Below are 16,850 nucleotides of genomic sequence, written 5' to 3'. Positions count from 1 at the left end.
CGATCAAAGACTATCTGAAGACTTACAACGAAGACCCGAAGCCCTTTGAATGGCATAAATCTGCCGACCAGATTATTGAGTCAATCGCCAGATTATCAGACAAGCTCAATAAGTAAGCGGACTTTTGTTAAGGGACACTAGGGAGGCCTTGTGTCGGCATTATAACCGGTCTTTCAGTCGAAGTTCCTTGAGCGGATGGTATCAGGCTTCAGGAAAGGCTTTTCGCCGGTATTGTCGTGGTCAGCCAGCACCTTGCCGTCGTGCTCGCGAACCTGGCCGTACATGGAGTGCTTGTGGAAGGTAGGCCCGAATTGCTCCAGGGTTTCTTTCACGTCGCCGGTGTAGCGCGGGTCTTGCGGGCGCTCCTGGCTGTCCATGTAGAAGGCGATGTCCCAGGCTTCCTGGTCGCTCAGGGAGTTGGGCTGGCCCAGAGGCATGTTGTTCTTGATAAAGCCGGCTGCGGTGAACAGGCGCACAATGCCTGCACCCCAGTTGTTGGACATATCGCCCCAGGGTGCCGGGAATACGGTGTGGCCATCTACGCGCAGGCCAGAGCCATCTTCCTGGTGGCAAACGGCACAGTTTTCCTCGTACAGCTTTTCACCGTTAGCGTAGCTGAGTTCCGCCGGGCGCTCTGGTGCCGGGAAGCCGCGGCCGTAAATGGGCTGCTTCGGGTACATTTCCACGCCGGTGGCCAGCCACTGGTGGTAGGCAGACAGTGCCAGCATGTTGTCACTGCCGTATTCCAGCGGCTTGCCATTCATGGAGTAAGTAAAACAACCGGCAATACGTTCTTCCAGGTTGTTTACATGGCCATTCTTGCCACGGTAACCGGGCAGGGTAACGGCTGCTGGCCAGATCGGCGCGCTGAACGGCATGCGGCCTTCACCCAGGTGGCAGCTGGAGCAGTTCATGTTGTTGAACACATTCTCGCCACGTAGTTGCTGGGTGTTGGTGAACAGGTCGTAGCCCTTGCGGATGACCTTTTTCAGTTCCGGATGGATGTCCGCTTCTTCCAGGTCTGCCATGGTAGGCGGAATGTGAACCAGCTGGTTTTCTTTCGGGGCCGGAAAGCCCATAGAGGTCAACTGATCGATGTAAGCCTGGGTAGTGTCTTCATTGGCCGCCAGGTTTGCCGAGAACGCAAAGGTTCCAGACAGGGCGACAGTAAGCAGTTTGCGCATCATGATAGGTGTCCCCTTATTTGCTGCCGGCACTCTGGTTGGCAAGCCATACGGCTACCGCGTGAATGTCTTCATCGCTCATGCGTCGGGCGATGGAGCCCATTAGATCCTGCGGATCGTTCTTGCGGGTGCCTTCTTTCCAGGCTTTCAGCTGGGCTTCGATATAACCGGCATGCTGGCCGGCAATACCCGGGAATACATCGCCGGCACCGCGGTTGCCAGGGCCGTGGCAGCTTTTGCAGGAAACAATGTACTGGGACCAGTCGCCGCGTTCGGCCAGCTGCTGACCGCGCTTCAGCGTGGCCTCATCGGCGTTTGCGCCACCCTGGCCAGCCGTGGGTTCCAGTTGGCTGTAATAGGCAGCAACATCGGCAATTTTCTGGTCGTCCAGCATGTTCACGAACGGGGTCATGGTCGCGTTTACCCGAGTGCCTTTCTTGATGTCGTGAATCTGCTTGGCGAAGTAGGTGGCATTCAGACCGGCCAGCCGTGGCCAGGATTCTCCACCTTCAATGTGCATGCCGCTGCCGTCGGCCTGGTGGCAGGCAATACACAGGTTGGCAACTTCTTTGCCACGTTCAGCATCACCTTCGGTTGCAGCCAGCGCAAAGCCCGCATAGGCAGCCAGCCCGAATGCAGCCAGCGTAATCGGAATTTTTATCACGGTCGGTAGCCTCTCTATTCTTATATATGCGCACTTAGTACTAAAAGTTATTTCGATATAGCTTGCGCAAAGCGCGCAATTCTCGCTTGACGAAGGTCAACAATGCAAGCGGACTTATCCGAAAGGCTAATACGAGGATGCATGCGTCGGGAATTTCGTTTACTGTCTGAGATGCAAACCGGAAGTCAGCAAACATCTTTATAACGAAAAGCAGGGACACCTATGGCGACCGTCAACCCTTCTCAGGAAGAGCTTAGGAAAGTTTTGCAAGAGACGCCAAAAGATCAGCCGGTAGTAATGCTGAATCTGCTTCGGTTTCGTGACCAGGCGGCCTACAAAGACGACACAGAAAACTGCTCGGGGCGGGATGCCTACAAGCGGTATATGGACGAAGCGGCAGAATGTGTGCGCTCGGTTGGCGCAGAGGTAATCTGGTCCGGCCGCAGCGTGGGTTCGCTGATTGCGCCGCCCGACGAATCCTGGGACCAGGTATTGCTGGTACGTTACCCCTCCATCTACGCCTTCCTGGCGATGATCGAAAGCCCTGAGTACAAAGGTGTGGTAAAGCACCGTACCGCCGCGCTGGAAGACTCCAGGCTGGTGGCCAATGTTGAAGGCTCGCCCTGATCAGACCAGCCAGCCGGATTGCTGGATCGCCATATAGGCAACCGTACCCACCGCAATAGAGAGCAGGGCATTACGCCGCCACAGGTGTACAGCTACCACCAGCAATCCCGGCAGGATGGCGTCCAGCCCCGGCAGGCTTGCGCTCCAGTTCGCGGAACGCTGCAGGAATACGATGGCCAGCAGGGCCATAACCGCGGCCGGCAGAAACCGGCCAATATGCTGCAGCAACGGGTGTTCTGTATGGCGTTCAAAAAACAGGAAGGGCACCACCCGGGTGGCAAAGGTTGCCGCCGCTGAAATGGCAATGAACGCGGCCAGGTAATAAGTGTCAGTCATGGCTGGCCTCCGCTGCCGGCAGACGGTTCCTGAGCTGGCGATACTGGATCAGGAGAATGCCGGTCACAATTGCGATCGCGAGGATCAGCTGATGAGACGGCCCGACCAGCACCATTGAGATCCCGGCGGCAAAGGCACCGGCCCAGAGCGGGAAGCTGTCGCCCAGTGCTTTGATCTGTTCAATCGTCAATACAATAAACAGCGCGACCAGCGCGAATTCAATACCGGTGCTGTCGAACGCCACCATCTCGCCCAGCAGTGCGCCAATTCCGCAACCGGCAATCCAGTAAGCCTGGTTGAACGCGGTAATGCGGAAGTCCACTTCCTGCTCGTGGTGTTTGTCTGAGGACAGCGAACGACTGGTAAGCAGGGAATACGTCTCGTCTGTCAGGCCGAAAATCAGATAGCCTTTACGCCAGCCAGCCCCCCGGAACCGACCCAGCAGGGACAACCCGTAAAACAGGTGCCGGGCGTTCAACACAAACATGGCAACTGCCACCTCAAGCAGCCCTGCGTTGGCGGCCAGCAGGCTGACGGCCAGGATCTGCCCGGAACCGGCATAGATCACCAGGCCCATGAGCGGCGCGACCCACCAGGCATAGTCCAGCTGGGTGGTGAACAGCACCCCGAAGGCCATACCCAGTGGAATGTAGCCGAACAGAATCGGCAGTGTCAGGCGAAAGACGTTCTGGTTCATTAGCATCCAAACGTTACGAAAGCGGCGATGATAGTCAAAGCGCACAGGGTTTTGAAGAGCGCAAAAACCGAAAAACCCGTACCATACGCCCCGGACTGGAGGATTTATGACCGACGATACCGCTTATGTGCCCGATGAAGATCCGCGCCAGGAAAAGTTCGTAGTAGACGCGGACCTGCTTACCCAGGACCAGCTGGAAGGGCTGGCGGAAGAATATTGCACCCGTTACCACGGCCTGAACGATACCGAGAACCCGCTGGCGGAACGAAGCCGGGTACTTGCTGCCGTAAAACGGGGAGAGCTGGTCGTGTGGTTTGACCCGGTGGAAAATACAGCGGGGCTGGGTGCTCCTGCGTGATTTCCTGATTTTTCAGGCCACTAATGCCAAGGTGTACGGGGCACTACCTACCCGAAGGCCGGTGTAAACGGTACAATCACCGTGTTTTTTCGTCTACCTGACTGCGAGGTGAGCTTTGATCAGGGTACTGGTTGTAGATGACCACGAGCTGGTGCGCTCCGGTATAAGCCGCATGTTAGCCGACAATCCCGATCTCGACGTGATTGGCCAGGCTTCATCCGGAGAGGAGGCCATCGAGTTTGTGCGAGAGAACCGACCGGATATCGTTCTGATGGACATTCGCATGCCAGGAATCGGTGGCCTGGAAGCCACCCGTCGTATCCTGCGCCTGGATGACTCTATTCGAGTGATTGTGGTAACCGCCTGCGCGGATGATCCTTACCCCTCCCGGGTGATGCAAAGTGGCGCCCAGGCGTACATCACCAAGGGCGCGGACATCCAGGAAATGGTGCGTGCCATTCGCAAGGCCCATTCCGGCCAGCGCTACATCAGCCCGGAAATTGCCCAGAAGATGGCGCTGAAGCAGCTGGCGGGTGAAAAGGACGACGATGGCGAACTGGCAAAGTTCGATCGTTTGTCTGAACGGGAAATGCAGATTGCCATGATGGTGGTGGATTGCCAGAAGGTTCAGGATATCTCCGATAAACTCTGCCTCAGCCCCAAAACCGTGAACAGCTACCGCTACCGGATTTTTGAGAAGCTGGAGATTTCCAGTGATGTAGAGCTGGCGCTGATGGCCGTACGGCTTGGATTGCTGGATGCCGACAAGGTCTGACCCCCAGCAAGGATCCGGGGAGTTCGACAGTAAAGACTTCCTGAAACAGCTTACTGAACGCCCCGGCGTGTATCGTATGTACGATGGCGCCGGGAATATTCTGTACGTGGGAAAAGCCCGCAACCTGAAAAAGCGGGTGAGCAGTTATTTCCGCAAGACCGGCCTGGCCCCGAAAACCGAAGCACTGGTGGGCAAGATCGAGTCCATCGAGGTGACGATTACCGGCAGCGAAACCGAAGCCTTGCTGCTGGAACAGAACCTGATCAAGTCGCTGCGGCCACCTTACAATATCCTGCTTCGGGATGATAAATCCTATCCCTATATCTACCTGTCTTCTCACAGCGACTATCCCTCGCTGACCTTCCGCCGTGGCCGCACCAAAAAGGGCGGCGGTACCTGGTTCGGGCCGTTTCCGAGCTCCGGTGCCGTCAAGGAAAGCCTTAATATCCTGCAGAAGGTTTTCCGTATAAGGTCTTGTAGTGAAAGCTATTTCAGGAACCGTAACCGGCCTTGCCTGCAGTATCAGATTAACCGGTGCACGGCCCCTTGTGTGGGTTACGTAACACCGGAGGAGTACCAGCAGGATATCCGCCATGCCACCATGTTCCTGGAAGGCAAGAACCCGGCCATCATCCACGATCTGATGAATGCCATGGAGCAGGCGGCCAGGAACCTGGAGTTTGAGAAAGCGGCCACCTACCGGGACCAGGTCAACCATCTTCGCCATGTTCAGGAGCAGCAATCCATTGAAGGCGAGGGCGGCGATGCCGATGTGATCGCTATTGCCCAGGATGCCGGCGTGGTGTGTATTGTGGTGATCATCGTTCGTGGTGGCAGGGTGCTGGGCACCAAGGACTACTTCCCGAGGTTTTCACTCGAGCAGTCAGAAGGGGAACTGCTCTCGGCGTTTCTGGGCCAGTACTACTTTGGCGGTGATACCCGCCGGGAAATTCCCCGGGACATCCTCGTGCCGGTGGCCGTGGAAGGGCAGGAACTGCTGGCAGAAGCCCTCAGCGAGGCCGCCAACCGGGAAACCCGAATTCGGGGCAATGTGCGGGGCGAACGCAAGCGCTGGCTGGAACTGGCCATGACCAACGCCCGGCAAACATTGCTTACCCACCTGGCCAGCAAGGAAACCGTGTATCGCCGTTTGCTGGCGCTGCGGGACCTGCTGGAGCTGGCTGAAACCCCGTCCCGGATGGAATGTTTCGACATCAGCCACAGCCATGGGGAAAATACCGTCGCATCCTGTGTGGTTTTCGACGAGAATGGGCCACTGAAAAGCGATTACCGGCTCTATAACATTGAAGGCGTAAAGGCCGGTGACGACTACGCCGCCATGCGTCAGGTGCTGACCCGCCGCTACCGCCGGCTGGTGAGTGGCGACGGCAAGCGGCCAGACCTCGTTTTCATCGACGGTGGTAAAGGCCAGCTGAACATTGCCCGGGAAGTCTTTGAAGAACTTGGGATTTCCGATATTCCGCTGATTGGCGTGGCTAAGGGTGTTACCCGCCGCGCCGGCATGGAGCAGTTGATCGACGCCATGACAGACGCGGTATTCCGGGTACCGGCCGATTCTCCGGCGCTGCACCTGATCCAGCATATCCGGGACGAATCCCACCGGTTTGCTATTACCGGCCACCGGGCGCGCCGGGACAAGAAACGCCGGCAATCTACCTTGGAAGGCATCGAAGGGGTGGGGCCGAAGCGCCGCCGGGAGTTGATTCGCTACTTCGGCGGCATACAGGAATTACGTAAAGCCAGTGTGGATGAGATGGCCAAGGTTCAGGGCATCAGCAAGTCACTGGCAGAATCCATATACGCAGCATTGCACGACGAATAGGAACACCATGAATTTACCGAACCTGCTGACCATGTCCCGCATCGTGATGATCCCGGTGTTTGTGGTGATTTTCTACCTGCCGGTGCAGTGGAGTTACCTGGTCAGCGCCATCATCTTTGCCCTGGCCGGTGTGACCGACTGGCTGGACGGCTACCTGGCCCGCAAACTGAACCAGAGCACGCCTTTCGGAGCGTTTCTGGACCCGGTGGCGGACAAACTGATGGTGGCCGTGGCCCTGGCGGTGCTGATTGAAGAATACTCGGCAGTGCTGCTGACAATTCCCGCCACAGTGATTATCGGCCGGGAAATTGTGATTTCCGCCTTGCGGGAATGGATGGCAGAGGTGGGTAGCCGCGCCAGTGTGGCGGTGTCGTACATCGGCAAGGTCAAGACCACCGCCCAGATGGCGGCCATTGTCGGTTTGCTGGCGTTTCCTCCCGGTCAAATGCTGTCGTACGTTGCGATCGGCCTGCTTTACATCGCAGCCGGGCTCACACTCTGGTCTATGTTCCTGTACCTGAAAGCGGCCTGGCCGGATTTGTTCCCTTCAAAATAACAGGCTCAGGCGTCTGCCAGGCAATCCCGGCTCCATCGGGTTATGTCTGTCGAAAGCGCGGATGCTGCGAGAGAGAAGGCAGACATCAGGTCGTCCAGTTTTGCGCTTGCAGCCAGTGCCTCCTCGCGCTGATCCAATACGCACAGGCTTTTCCGGGAGCGGTTTTCCATCAGTTCTGTGTGCAGGTGCATGACCACCGTGGTGCCGTCTGCGCGGGTCTCGGCGTGAAAGCCGGTCAGTTCGGTGACCAGTGTTAACCCTGCCGTAGCCGGACTGGTGTCAGTCATCACGCTGGTGAAGCCGCCGCTCTGGCGAAATTCCTGAATCAGGTAATCCCTCAAAACCACGGGAATACTGTCGCGCCAGCGGGCGCCGGGCAGTGCCTGGAACTCGTAGGGTGTGGGCTTTACCAGAACCCGGGTACTGTCCAGCGGATCGGATGCCAGCGGAGTGTCCACCCGGAGCGCAGCAGGCCGGGGCGTATCGAACACTTCCCGTTCAGCGGGGGGTGCCAGTTCCATCAGGCGCGGTGCTTCAGGAATCGGGAACACGGTGCAGGCAGACAGGGCAAGGGCCCCGGCCAGTGCGAAAATGCCTCTGCTTGGCTTAGTCATTGCTGTACTCCTGGATTCGGCCGCCGCCCCAGATGGTGCCTCTCGGGTCTTGCTCAAGCCTGCGGGTAAACGAGTTCAGGTTGCGGAGGGTGCTGCGCAGCTCCCGTAAGGCCGGTGTGAGCTCGCCCAGGCCCTGAAGCCCGGAGTCCAGTGCACCTTCGTTATTACCGGTCACACGGTTCAGCCGGTCCAGGGTGGGCTGCAGGGTTGAGATGGCCTTATCCATAGACTCCAGTACCGGCGTAATCTGCTCGCCTAACACCACGCGCGCATGGTCAGAGGTGGCGGATACCTTTACGGCAGCTTCTTCTGCCCGAATCGCTGCCGCATCGAACTGCTCCATCAGTGCCAGCATGTCATCCCGGCTGGCCAGCAGCGACTCGGTGGCCTGCCGGGTGTTGTCCAGAATGGTGGCTACGTTGCCCAGGTTTTCCTCGTTCAACAGCTGGTTCATGCTGGTCAGCAGGCGTTCAGCCTTCGACAACATGGCTTCGCCGTTATTGAGCAGGTTGGAAAACGCAGAGGGCTCGGCACTGATCAGCGGTGGATTCTCACGGCCGCCTTCAAGCACCGGACTGTCCGGGCTGCCGCCGGTAAACTGCACGCTCATGCTGCCGGTGATATTGGCCAGCACCAGTTCGGCACGGGTGTTTTCACGCACGGGAATATCACTGCGAACCCGTACCAGCACACGAACATGGGCCGGGTTATCGGGTGCCAGGGTCAGCTCCAGTACATCACCTACCGGCACGCCGCTGTAAAGCACTGCATTACCCTTGGACAGGCCTCCTACCGGGTGGTCGAAACCGATCTGGTAATAACTCCACTCCTGGTCTGCCGAGGACTTGCCTAACCACAGGGCGAACACCAAGGCGGCGGTAACAGCCAGCAGCGTAAATAATCCGATAATAACGTGATGGGCTTTTGGCTCCATTAACCGGGCTCCTGTTCGGTCAGCCTGTTGTGTGCATCAATCGCGGCCCGCCCGCGGGGGCCGTGGAAGTAGTCCTGAATCCAGCTGTCATCCGTACGGGACACGTTATCCAGGGTATCTGCCACCAGCACCTTGCGCTGGGACAACACCGCCACCCGGTCGCAGGTGGTGTACAGGGTATCCAGGTCGTGGGTGACCAGGAATACCGTTAACCCCAGGGCATTTCGCAGGGTGACAATCAGTTCGTCAAACGCGGCAGCGCCGATCGGGTCCAGCCCCGCTGTGGGCTCGTCCAGAAACAATATTTCAGGGTCCAGGGCCAGCGCCCGGGCCAGCGCCGCACGTTTCACCATGCCGCCGGATAACTCCGTCGGGTATTTGCGTGCCGCCTCGGGCTGCAAGCCGGTCAGGGCCAGCTTCATGCGGGCCAGTTCTTCCGCTTCGGCCCGCTTCAGCCCCGCGTGCTCGATCAGGGGCAGGGCAATATTCTGTTCCAGGTTCAGGGAGGTAAACAGAGCTCCGCCCTGAAACAGCACACCAAACCGCTGTTCATACAGCGAACGTTCCGGTGCTGACAGCTCTGTTAGATCCTGCCCGAATACCGTGATGTGGCCCGCCGTAGGCGTGTTCAATCCGACAATGCTGCGAAGCAGCACGGATTTTCCTGTGCCGGATCCGCCAACCACGCCGAGGATTTCACCCGGGTAGAGGTCGAGGTCCAGGTCTTCATGCACAGAATGACTGCCAAAACGATTGTTCAGGCCCCGAACCTGAATGATCGGCGTTTGGTGCGTGTGGTTATCCCGCGTGCCCATGGCCATGCCTTACCAACCCATTTCCATAAAGAATAGCGCGGCTACGGAATCCAGCAGTATGACCATAAAGATAGATTGCACCACGCTGGAGGTGGTGTGCTCACCCACGGACTGTGCGCTGCCCGACACCTTGAAGCCTTCCAGGCAGCCGATCACGGCAATCAGGAAGGCAAACACGGGAGCTTTACCGATACCCACCAGGAAATGTTTCAGGGCAATATCCCGCTCCACGATGGCCATAAACTGGCTGGGCGGAATATCCAGTGCCAGTGCGCACACCACGGCACCACCAACCATGCCCGCCATCATGCCGACAAAGGTCAGCACCGGCAGGCTCACCATCATGGCCAGTACTCTGGGGACTACAAGCAGCTCCACGGGGTTGAGGCCGAGGGTGCGGATGGCATCCAGTTCTTCGTTGACCTTCATGGCCCCGATCTGCGCTGTGAAGGCACTGGCGGTCCGGCCGGCCAGCAAAATGGCGGCTAACAGTACGCCGAATTCCCGTAGGAATGAGAAAGCGACCAGGTCTACGGTATAAATGGTCGCGCCAAAGTCCTCCAGCACCGTGGCACCCAGAAATGCGACGACAGCACCCACAAGAAACGTGAGCAAGGCAACAATCGGAAGGGCGTTCAGGCCGGTGTCGTGCACAGCGGCCACGAACGGCGTAAAGCGCCAGCGTTTTGGCCGTGGGAGTATGTAGAACAGGGTGGACAAGGTCTGGCCAATAAAACCGGACAGCAGCCATAACAGGCGGGTTAGCCGGGTGACCTTCTCTCCGGTGATTGCCAGCATGTTCAGCAGTGGATTAACCGTGGCTGGTGCCGGTGCGGATTCACACATGGATTCCGCTACGGCTTTAAGGAGTGCTTGCTGGGCTTCGGGCAGGGACGGTTGCTCCAGGGCGGCAAGCACCGGTCCCGCACCCAGCATTTTCACCATCAGGGACGCGCCCGCGGTATCCAGCCGGCCAAGGCCGCTGAATTCCGGCTTCAGTGAAGCGTTCTCTGCCTTGAATTGCGATACCTGCCGGTTCAGGGCCGGGTAATGGGCAAGGGTCCAGTCTCCGGCAAATGTCACCGTATTGCCGGACAACTCAAGGGAGCCGGCAGGCTCGCCGGCTTTGGCTGTAGTAAGGCCCGAAGTTATCGCCACAGAATGAAAAAATCCCTGCCAGAAGTCTTAGCAAGCTTAAAGATTCCAGTTGCTGTCTGCCAGTATCTTTCGGTCTTCTTCATCATGGCTGGCCAGGATCAGGGTAATGCCGCTGGCCTTTTCCTGCAGTAACAAGTCCCGGATGATGGCCCTGGCGTCCGGGTCCAGCCCGGTCATGGGTTCGTCCAGCAGCAGTACCGGTTTGCGCCGCAGAATGGCGCGCAGCAGGGCAACTCGTTGCCGCTGGCCACCGGATAGTTCGCCGGGCAGCCGTGTACCAAGACCGCCGAGCCCGGTTTGTTCAAGACCCTGCTCAATGGCCAATTTCTGTTCGGGGGACAGCTTCATGCCCGGGTGCAGGCCAAGACCGATATTGGTGAAGACATCCAGGTGTTCGAACAGGTTGTGCTCCTGGAACACGCTTGTTACCGGCCGCTCCCAGGCGGGCAGGTTATGGATAGCTTGGTTGTTCCAGAGAATTTCTCCGCTTTTGGGTGCGAGAAAACCGGCAACCAGGTTTAGTAAGGTGGATTTACCGGTTCCACTGGCACCGCGTACCGCGAGGCAATGCCCGGCGGCGACCGAGAAGTGGAAGCGCCACTCCTCTGACTGATCCGGGTACTGGAAACACAGGTTTCTTAGTTCAAGCATGACGAGGCTCCGGAGCGGCGGCGGGGGCAGGCTCTGTGTTTGTGCCCGGGGCCGGCCGGGCAATCCGGGACAGCAGGGCGAAGAGGGTCACCAGTAATACAAGCAACCACAGCCCGGTGCCAGCCGCTTCGCTGATTCGGTAACTGCCCAGTTGCTGGTAAAGCAGAACCGGCAAAGTGGGCTGCCCGGGGCTACCGAACAGGGCAATTACCCCGAAATCTCCCAGCGACAGGGCAATGCCATAAGCCAGGCCCAGGGCGATTGGCCGGCGCAGCCTTGGCCAGTACAGCCAGCGCCAGCGATACCAGCCCAGGATACCCAGCTGGTCCGCCTGGTTCAGGGTGTTCTTGTCGATGGCATTCAGTGGCCCACGCAGAACCTGCAGCACAAATGGAATGGCCATCAAACCGTTAATCAAAGACACCAGTACCCAGCCTTGGGCGCTATTCCCGAGCTGGGGCCGCAATAACAGGAACAGGCCGGTACCAAGCACCAGGGGCGGTACAATCAGCGGCAGATAACCCGTGGTAACCGGAATGGCTGCCAGTATCCGGTTTCCGGATTTTTTGGCGGCCGCCAGTGTGAACAGACTGGCGACAACCGCACCCAGCCCGGCGGGAACGGCAATCAACAAACTGCGGCCTGTAGCGGGGAGCAGTTGTCCGTAGATAGATGGCATGGGTGAGGCCGGCCAGAGTGCCGGCAAACCGCGTAACGCGATGGCCAGCAGAGGCAATGTCAGGAAAGCGGAAAAGATGCCCAGCAGCAACACGCGCCCCAGACCCTGCCCGGGGCTGTCTTTTAAAGAGACAGGTTCAGCAAACCGACGATCCGGAAGCAGTGAGGACTCCAGCCGGTTCCGGAACACCAGCCACCACAGGCTGCCGCAAATAACCAGCTGAATAGTGGCCAGGATGGCAGCCTGGCCAAAATCGAATTCGAACCGCAACGCCTGGTAAATGGCCACTTCAAGGGTTGTGGCGCGAGGCCCGCCACCCAGGGTCATGATGATGGCGAAGCTGGTAAAACACAGGGTAAATACCAATGCTGACACCCCTGGCAGGACCGGCCGCAATGCGGGCCATCGAACCGTACGCCAGAGCCACCAGCCGCTCAACCCGAGCTGGGAAGCAACCCGCAATCTCGGTGCCGGAACCGATTCCAGTGCTTGCAGAAGAATGCGTGCGGCCAGCGGTGCATTAAAAAACACGTGGGCCAGTAAGATTCCATTCAGGCCGTAAAGGCTCCAGCCATGATCAGGCAGCCAATCGTTCAGAAGACTGGTCAGCCAGCCCTGGCGACCGTACACCCCGATGATGCCTGAAACCGCCACTATGGTGGGAAGCACCAGGCTCAGCTCCATTAACCGAAGCAGCAGGCTACGACCGGGAAAATGGCTGAGCCGGGCCAGTGTCATGGCCGCCGGCAGCGCAATGAACAGGCTTAGAAAGACCGATAACACCGCCTGCCAAACCGTAAACCAGACAACACCTCTTAAATAGCGGCTTTGCCACAGCTCTTCGAATTCCAGCGTGCCAGCTGTGTGAAGCAGTGCCCCCAGGCCCAATAGCACCAGCCCGATCAAGGCCAGCGCAATGATCAGGCCCGGAGCCAGTTGCCACGCAGGGGTGCTGAATGGAGCAGGGCGCAGGGGTTGTGGTTGGTTGGCGGACATTGGGTTCAGCGGGTCATGGCGTCCAGCCAGGCATTCACCAGTGAGCGGCGTTCACGGGCGACCTCTGCCGGTTCCAGATAGAGAGCTTGGGACGGGCGGATCAGCCGGCCAAATACCTCCGGCAACTCGTCACCAAGGTCGATAGCCGGATACATCACATTCTTCAACGGAATATGGCGCTGGAAGGCCGGCGACAACATGAACTCCATGAATTCCCGGCCGAGGGCCTGATTCTTCGAGCTATTCACCAGTGCGGCAACCTCGACTTGCAGGTAATGGCCTTCTTCAAAACGGGCTGCCTGGTAACGGTCTGTGTTATCGACCGCCATGTGATAGGCCGGAGACGTACTGTAAGAAAGGATCATCGGCGCTTCGCCGTTCATGAACAGTGAAAAATACCCGTCACTCCAGCTCTGGGTAGTCGCCAGTACCTTGCCACTGAGTTGCTGCCATTTGGCGTGGGCGGAGCCAGTAATCCGGTTTGCCGGGCGGCTTCCATGGTGGCGGTATCCAGCCCCAACACCACATCGGCACTGGTTGAACTGCCCTCCAGGCGCAGTCGCTGAAGTATATCGCCGCCGCTTTCAAGCACTGTATAGTTCAGCGCGCAATCACACTGCTCTTCAAATGCCTGCTTGACCGCGGGCCCGGGGCCCCATTCCGCCGCAAACGACGGGTGGGTATAAACGTTCAAAACCTGCGCAGGTTCGGCAGTAGCGAAAGCCGGGAGCAGGGCAGCGAAGAGTAGAGGCAAGCGGAAACGCATAGTGATTACACCTTGGCTACGGAGGGGCCATGCCGCGGTAACCACTGGAAAGTGGCGGCTCAATCCCTACGCCGGTATTAGCCGGGTCAGGTTCCGCGGGTATGGTCTCAGCCCTGTCGGGCACCCCGTTGAGTCTTGGCGATTCTACAACGCCCGCGTGGCAGTCTGTAATTTGTAACTTTGATTACGGTCTGTTTAAAAACTGTACAAAGGTGTCGGGGTTCTCATAATTTGCTGTTAGAATAGTGCAAATTTCAATCGGATAGACCGTATTCTTCATCTATAGAGGTAAGGTGCATGCCCAAGCATCGCAATCTGCTCAAATTTTGTACAGCAATGTCCGGCCTTCTTTTTTCAGTGCTTTTCGCCACCAGCACCCAGGCCCAGTCCCTGAATAACCAGCTTTTTGATCGCCTTTCCAGTGCGGCCCCTAAACTGAACCCATCGGTTCTTGAAGCGGCTTTCAAGGCAACCCAGTGCGCCATCAGCAATGGAACAGCGATGCCGGAGAGGCTTGCTGTTATTGATTTTTCCCTGCCATCCAGCGAAGAACGCCTCTGGCTGTTTGACCTGGCCGATGGCAGCCTGGTACTTAGGGAGCTGGTTGCCCACGGTAAAAACTCCGGTGACCGCGAAGCCAGTGCTTTCTCCAACATTGAGGGCAGCCACCAGTCCAGCATCGGACTGTTCAAGGCGGCGGAATCCTACAGCGGTGCCCACGGCTACTCCCTGCGGCTGGACGGACTGGAGCCGGGCTTCAATGACCTGGCTCGCCAGCGCGCCATTGTCATTCACGGGGCAGACTACGTAGAGAAGAGCTGGGTGAACAAATACGGTCGCATTGGCCGCAGCCACGGCTGCCCGGCGGTAGACCGGGATGTGATCGCAAAGGTAGTAGACAACCTGAAAGGCGGCCAGCTGGTTTTCAAATACTACCCGGATGAAGAATGGCTGCAGGCTTCCAGCTACCTGAACTGCGACAGCGGCAACCAGCTTGCCGGTTCCCTTCAGGCGAACGCGGATGACGCCAGCCGGTCCTGACCGGTTTGGCTAAATTTTGTGCACATTAGCAATAAAAACAGAAACTTGAAAAAAAGGTGTTGACGCGCGAAGCGTAATCCGTAGAATACGCAGCCGTTGAGGAGGCAACGCCTCTGAACGAAGAGCGGGAATAGCTCAGTTGGTAGAGCACAACCTTGCCAAGGTTGGGGTCGCGAGTTCGAATCTCGTTTCCCGCTCCATTTTCCAAGTCTCTCACGCCCCCTGAGAGCAAAAGCCAGATTCCAGGCTTACCCGGCGCGGTGGCAGAGTGGTTATGCAGCGGACTGCAACTCCGTGTACGCCGGTTCGATTCCGACCCGCGCCTCCATTTTTCCCCTAGATATCAGCATGTTGGCTCCTTTGGCTGTTCGATGTCTTAGAGGTGAAAAAATACTGAAAAAATACTGAAAAAACGTGTCCGTCTCAAAAGGTAATTTGGGGCACTTAATCTCGCGTGAAACGTATTGTTGTGCGAGCTCGTTTCGGTGGTTTGATAAGCCGATAATGCTTGCGCATGGCTTCGGTCTCGTGGCCTCCTTTGTCGTTTTCACCTTGTTCAAGATACTCTTCAGTCAGCCCCTTCTTCCTCAAATCCCTTAGCTGATATTGGTCGCCATAGCCTGTCTCTTTGCATGCTTTTCTCCAGGCTGCTTGTATCGTTCGGTGTTGGACCTTCTGAGCCCGAGAGCGCACGTCAAAGTACATGGGATAAACCAGAAGGTATTCGCTGGTGATGTTTTGCGACCTTTTGAACTCGATGAACCATTGCCAGAGTTCTGCGAGCTCTTTATTCATTTCTAGCTCGATCCCCACCCTGGTTTTGTGCCGTTCAAAGCGGACAAGGCCATAGACTGAGTAGCCGTCCCTCTCTACTGGCTCCATGAAAATCTCAGCCTGGTTTTGCTTGAGGTCGAAAATATCTATCGGCTGCTGGGAAAGCATATACATCAGGTCACATATCTTGGCTCGCCACGTCCCGTCTCGTGTCTGTTTGTTTATTTTGTGGATGCACAGGGCCGCAGTTATTTCCTTGTAGGCATCGTCCGGAATCAGCACCTCGCGCTTGCTTTCTGTTGCCTTGCGTATATCAACCATTGGGTTACGGTCGATCAAACCTTCTTGTACTGCATGAAGAAATACACGGTTGAGGGTATTTCTCAGGCCATTGTAATGGGTGGGCTTTTGCATCCAGGGAGATAGAAGCTGGCGAATTCTCCGCAGTATGTCTGGGTCTGTTAGGAGAAAGTCTGCTGACTCCTGTTCCTCTAATTGTTTTGCGTCATTGGCATAATCTATTCGAGTGGGTAACGCGATCGGCCTGCCCTTATTGGGGCCACGCAGGGAGAGCACCTGGCAGGTGCTCCATTTTACCTTGGTGCCGACCACGCAGTGCGTATTCCAGACCAAGGTTGCCACTGATTCCAGACGAAGCCTGCCACCCATTCCACGCGAAAGCTGCCACTGATTCCACGGCAAAGCTGCCACCTTGGCAGGCTGCCTGATTTCCCCATCAAAACGTCCGGCGCGGGATAACTAACGGTACTCTGCTCCTTTTCATCCGGAGAGGGCCAGATGCCAGCGAAGAGGTTATCCATGCGTAAAATCAAAGAAGTCCTTCGCCTCAAGTGGGAGCGAGGGCTTAGCAACCGACAGGTTGCCGCAGCCTGCGGCATCAGTCGCCCCACTGTGAGCGAGTATCTGCGGCGTGCTGCTGAGGCGGAGCTTGGCTGGCCGCTGCCAGAGGATCTGAGTGAAGCCCAGCTGGAGCAACGGCTGTTCCCGCCACCACCGGATCTGCCGGCACAGGCCCGAGGCATTCCGGATTGGCAGCGAATCCACGATGAACTCCGGGGCAAGAACGTCACCCTGTTCCTGCTCTGGCAGGAGTACCGGGAAGCCAATCCGGATGGCTACCAGTACAGCTGGTTCTGCGAGCACTACCGGGCCTGGCAGGGCAAGCTGGATCTGGTGATGCGTCAGGACCACCGAGCCGGTGAAAAGCTGTTCGTGGACTATGCTGGGCACACGGTGCCCGTCATTGATCGCACCACCGGTGAGATCCATGAGGCGCAAGTCTTTGTGGCGGTGATGGGTGCGTCCAATTACACCTACGCCGAGGCCACCTGGAGCCAGACCCTGCCGGACTGGATCGGCTC

General features: G+C 57.7%; 20 protein-coding genes, 2 tRNA genes and 1 riboswitch. Of the genes, 9 read left to right on the top strand and 13 right to left on the bottom strand.

Features of this window, described 5'->3' with window-relative positions; genetic code table 11:
* Nucleotides 1-173: 173 nt before the first annotated feature.
* Entirely contained in the window at nucleotides 174-1,187 is a 1,014-nt protein-coding gene (locus AC13DJ_RS01090; RefSeq protein WP_199457355.1) for a c-type cytochrome, read from the bottom strand.
* Between the two features lie 13 nt (nucleotides 1,188-1,200).
* Nucleotides 1,201-1,848: a c-type cytochrome gene (locus tag AC13DJ_RS01085; RefSeq protein ID WP_474539195.1), complete on the bottom strand. Its 648-nt coding sequence runs from the start codon at nucleotides 1,846-1,848 to the stop codon at nucleotides 1,201-1,203.
* Between the two features lie 222 nt (nucleotides 1,849-2,070).
* On the opposite strand from AC13DJ_RS01085, the gene AC13DJ_RS01080 reads away from it, so the two are divergent.
* Nucleotides 2,071-2,475 (top strand): DUF1330 domain-containing protein, encoded by a 405-nt coding sequence (locus AC13DJ_RS01080; RefSeq protein ID WP_473802834.1) that lies wholly within the window; start codon nucleotides 2,071-2,073, stop codon nucleotides 2,473-2,475.
* On the opposite strand, the gene AC13DJ_RS01075 is transcribed toward AC13DJ_RS01080, so the two are convergent.
* Together AC13DJ_RS01075 and AC13DJ_RS01070 are read right to left on the bottom strand one after the other, a co-directional pair.
* A complete protein-coding gene (locus tag AC13DJ_RS01075) occupies nucleotides 2,476-2,811 on the bottom strand; it encodes a branched-chain amino acid transporter permease (RefSeq protein ID WP_232901422.1) in 336 nt (111 codons plus the stop codon).
* Nucleotides 2,804-3,508 (bottom strand): AzlC family ABC transporter permease, encoded by a 705-nt coding sequence (locus tag AC13DJ_RS01070; RefSeq protein ID WP_058340568.1) that lies wholly within the window; start codon nucleotides 3,506-3,508, stop codon nucleotides 2,804-2,806. The genes AC13DJ_RS01075 and AC13DJ_RS01070 overlap by 8 nt, the downstream gene beginning before the upstream one ends.
* A 106-nt stretch (nucleotides 3,509-3,614) precedes the next feature.
* Between AC13DJ_RS01070 and AC13DJ_RS01065 the strand changes: the two genes are divergently transcribed.
* The 4 genes from AC13DJ_RS01065 to pgsA all read left to right on the top strand — a co-directional run bounded on the left by AC13DJ_RS01065 (nucleotide 3,615) and on the right by pgsA (nucleotide 7,040).
* The gene (locus AC13DJ_RS01065) at nucleotides 3,615-3,866 is read left to right on the top strand and encodes a YheU family protein (RefSeq protein WP_022988955.1); all 252 of its coding nucleotides are present in this window, start codon (nucleotides 3,615-3,617) and stop codon (nucleotides 3,864-3,866) included.
* Between the two features lie 115 nt (nucleotides 3,867-3,981).
* The gene (uvrY, locus tag AC13DJ_RS01060; protein ID WP_476131686.1) at nucleotides 3,982-4,641 is read left to right on the top strand and encodes a UvrY/SirA/GacA family response regulator transcription factor; all 660 of its coding nucleotides are present in this window, start codon (nucleotides 3,982-3,984) and stop codon (nucleotides 4,639-4,641) included.
* Nucleotides 4,625-6,484, top strand: coding sequence for an excinuclease ABC subunit UvrC (gene uvrC, locus AC13DJ_RS01055; protein ID WP_036219419.1), 1,860 nt, complete (start codon nucleotides 4,625-4,627; stop codon nucleotides 6,482-6,484). Before uvrY ends, uvrC begins: the two co-directional genes overlap by 17 nt.
* A gap of 7 nt (nucleotides 6,485-6,491) precedes the next feature.
* Nucleotides 6,492-7,040, top strand: coding sequence for a CDP-diacylglycerol--glycerol-3-phosphate 3-phosphatidyltransferase (pgsA, locus tag AC13DJ_RS01050; protein WP_022988958.1), 549 nt, complete (start codon nucleotides 6,492-6,494; stop codon nucleotides 7,038-7,040).
* A gap of 5 nt (nucleotides 7,041-7,045) precedes the next feature.
* Here the strand turns inward: pgsA and AC13DJ_RS01045 are convergent, their stop codons facing one another.
* From AC13DJ_RS01045 to AC13DJ_RS01010, 8 genes are all read right to left on the bottom strand, one after another.
* Nucleotides 7,046-7,654, bottom strand: a complete 609-nt coding sequence (locus AC13DJ_RS01045) for an ABC-type transport auxiliary lipoprotein family protein (protein ID WP_482933970.1) — start codon at nucleotides 7,652-7,654, stop codon at nucleotides 7,046-7,048.
* The gene (locus AC13DJ_RS01040; RefSeq protein ID WP_482933969.1) at nucleotides 7,647-8,588 is read right to left on the bottom strand and encodes an MlaD family protein; all 942 of its coding nucleotides are present in this window, start codon (nucleotides 8,586-8,588) and stop codon (nucleotides 7,647-7,649) included. Before AC13DJ_RS01040 ends, AC13DJ_RS01045 begins: the two co-directional genes overlap by 8 nt.
* Entirely contained in the window at nucleotides 8,588-9,409 is an 822-nt protein-coding gene (locus AC13DJ_RS01035; RefSeq protein WP_482933968.1) for an ABC transporter ATP-binding protein, read from the bottom strand. The genes AC13DJ_RS01040 and AC13DJ_RS01035 overlap by 1 nt, the downstream gene beginning before the upstream one ends.
* A gap of 3 nt (nucleotides 9,410-9,412) precedes the next feature.
* Nucleotides 9,413-10,501, bottom strand: a complete 1,089-nt coding sequence (locus AC13DJ_RS01030; RefSeq protein WP_482933972.1) for an MlaE family ABC transporter permease — start codon at nucleotides 10,499-10,501, stop codon at nucleotides 9,413-9,415.
* Nucleotides 10,502-10,597: 96 nt separating this feature from the next.
* Nucleotides 10,598-11,212: a thiamine ABC transporter ATP-binding protein gene (locus tag AC13DJ_RS01025; RefSeq protein WP_474539183.1), complete on the bottom strand. Its 615-nt coding sequence runs from the start codon at nucleotides 11,210-11,212 to the stop codon at nucleotides 10,598-10,600.
* Nucleotides 11,205-12,887, bottom strand: coding sequence for a thiamine/thiamine pyrophosphate ABC transporter permease (gene thiP, locus AC13DJ_RS01020; RefSeq protein ID WP_474539181.1), 1,683 nt, complete (start codon nucleotides 12,885-12,887; stop codon nucleotides 11,205-11,207). Before thiP ends, AC13DJ_RS01025 begins: the two co-directional genes overlap by 8 nt.
* A 5-nt stretch (nucleotides 12,888-12,892) precedes the next feature.
* Entirely contained in the window at nucleotides 12,893-13,315 is a 423-nt protein-coding gene (locus AC13DJ_RS01015; protein ID WP_482933971.1) for a thiamine ABC transporter substrate-binding protein, read from the bottom strand.
* Nucleotides 13,267-13,581, bottom strand: coding sequence for a hypothetical protein (locus AC13DJ_RS01010; RefSeq protein WP_482933967.1), 315 nt, complete (start codon nucleotides 13,579-13,581; stop codon nucleotides 13,267-13,269). The genes AC13DJ_RS01015 and AC13DJ_RS01010 overlap by 49 nt, the downstream gene beginning before the upstream one ends.
* A gap of 118 nt (nucleotides 13,582-13,699) precedes the next feature.
* Nucleotides 13,700-13,791, bottom strand: a riboswitch (TPP riboswitch).
* Between the two features lie 159 nt (nucleotides 13,792-13,950).
* Here AC13DJ_RS01010 and AC13DJ_RS01005 point away from each other — a divergent pair.
* The 3 genes from AC13DJ_RS01005 (at nucleotide 13,951) to AC13DJ_RS00995 (ending at nucleotide 15,022) form a co-directional block, all read left to right on the top strand.
* Nucleotides 13,951-14,694, top strand: coding sequence for a murein L,D-transpeptidase catalytic domain family protein (locus AC13DJ_RS01005; RefSeq protein ID WP_058340578.1), 744 nt, complete (start codon nucleotides 13,951-13,953; stop codon nucleotides 14,692-14,694).
* Between the two features lie 124 nt (nucleotides 14,695-14,818).
* Nucleotides 14,819-14,894: transfer RNA gene (locus AC13DJ_RS01000), tRNA-Gly, on the top strand.
* 54 nt (nucleotides 14,895-14,948) lie between these two features.
* A tRNA-Cys gene (locus tag AC13DJ_RS00995) sits at nucleotides 14,949-15,022 on the top strand.
* Nucleotides 15,023-15,138: 116 nt separating this feature from the next.
* On the opposite strand, the gene AC13DJ_RS00990 is transcribed toward AC13DJ_RS00995, so the two are convergent.
* Nucleotides 15,139-16,170, bottom strand: coding sequence for a site-specific integrase (locus AC13DJ_RS00990; protein WP_482933966.1), 1,032 nt, complete (start codon nucleotides 16,168-16,170; stop codon nucleotides 15,139-15,141).
* A gap of 96 nt (nucleotides 16,171-16,266) precedes the next feature.
* On the opposite strand from AC13DJ_RS00990, the gene AC13DJ_RS00985 reads away from it, so the two are divergent.
* The coding region (locus AC13DJ_RS00985; RefSeq protein ID WP_482936966.1) for a helix-turn-helix domain-containing protein at nucleotides 16,267-16,850 on the top strand (584 nt) is incomplete at its 3' end.

The organism is Marinobacter sp. L-46, assembly GCF_056859535.1.
The sequence above is the reverse complement of the archived record's forward strand: the minus strand, read 5'-3'. Positions and strand labels throughout refer to the sequence as shown.